The organism is Mycolicibacterium houstonense, assembly GCF_900078665.2.
Lineage (GTDB): Bacteria > Actinomycetota > Actinomycetes > Mycobacteriales > Mycobacteriaceae > Mycobacterium > Mycobacterium houstonense.
Map to the genome: position 1 here is coordinate 5,171,047 of NZ_LT546207.1, position 1,351 is coordinate 5,172,397.

Annotated in this window: 1 protein-coding gene and 1 pseudogene; both read right to left on the reverse strand. The window is 69.4% G+C overall.

Annotated elements, in window-relative coordinates; all coding sequences use genetic code 11:
• Positions 1–152 precede the first annotated feature (152 nt).
• Positions 153–1,112, reverse strand: coding sequence for an AAA family ATPase (locus tag BN4332_RS25965; protein ID WP_066902328.1), 960 nt, complete (start codon positions 1,110–1,112; stop codon positions 153–155).
• Positions 1,109–1,351: pseudogene (locus tag BN4332_RS25970) on the reverse strand (hypothetical protein); the annotation flags it as partial. The pseudogene BN4332_RS25970 and the gene BN4332_RS25965, both read right to left, overlap by 4 nt.

The following is a 1,351-nucleotide window of genomic DNA, read 5'->3' on the forward strand; positions in this document are numbered from 1 at the left end:
CCCGCCGATCCGGCCTGCCAGCGCCACGTCGGCCGCCACCGCAACCGCCAACAGCGCCAACAGCGCGACGAAAGCCGTTGCCGGCCAAGGGGCCAACGCGATCGGCAGCACACAGACCAGTGCCACCAGACCGGCGCGGCCGGTGAGAACCATCAGCGCGGCACCGGGACGGCGGCCAGGATGCCGTCCAACACGCCGTCGGCAGTAGCGCCTTCCAACTCGGCCTCGGGGCGCAGCGCCACCCGGTGGCGCAGGGTGGACCGGGCCATCGCCTTGACGTCGTCGGGGGTGACGTAGTTGCGCCCGGACAGCCAGGCCCACGACCGCGACGTGGCCAGCAGCGCCGTTGCGCCGCGCGGTGACACCCCGAGCTGCAGCGACGGCGAATGCCGTGTGGCACCCACGATGTCGACGATGTAGCCCAGCACCTCCTCACCGACGAGGACCTGACGCACCGCCTCGCGGCCTGCGGCGAGTTCGGCCGCCCCGGCCACCGGTCGGACGGCCGACAGATCGCGCGGATCGAAACCGTGCGCGTGCCTGCCCAAGATCGCGATCTCCTGATCCCGCGGCGGCAGTGGCACATTCAGCTTGAGCAGGAAGCGGTCCAACTGGGCCTCGGGCAGCTGATAGGTGCCCTCGTACTCGATCGGGTTCTGGGTGGCCGCCACGATGAACGGATCGGGCAACGGGCGCGGGGTGCCGTCGACGCTGACCTGACGCTCCTCCATGGCCTCCAGCAGGGCCGCCTGCGTTTTCGGGGGAGTCCGGTTGATCTCGTCGGCCAGCAGCAGGTTGGTGAACACCGGCCCGGCCCGGAACTCGAACTCCGCGGTGCGCGCGTCATAGACCAGGGAGCCGGTGACGTCGCCCGGCATCAGGTCCGGCGTGAACTGCACCCGCTTGAAATCCAGCTGCAGGGCCGCGGCCAGCGTGCGCACCAGCAGCGTCTTGGCGACCCCGGGCACCCCCTCCAGCAGGACATGCCCGCGGCACAGCAGTGCGATCACCAGCCCGCTGACCACCGCGTCCTGTCCGACCACCACCTTGGCGATCTCGGTGCGCAGGGCCTGCAGGGCTTCGCGGGCGTTCTCCGGATTGGGCTGAGTCACGACTGCGCGACCTGCCTTTCGATGTCGTCGAGTTGATGTGCGAGATGGACGAGTTCGGTATCGGTGGCCGGCGGCGGCCCGAACAGGATGTGACCGGCGGAGTTCGCGGCGGTGCCGCAGCGTGCCGAGACGGCGGCCCGTCTCTTTTTAACATTTAGATGTGTATAAGAAGCAGGCTCGGGGTGCCCCACCCCGACCTCCTGTTTCAGAAAGAGGGGGAACTCGGCGGGGTTGATTGG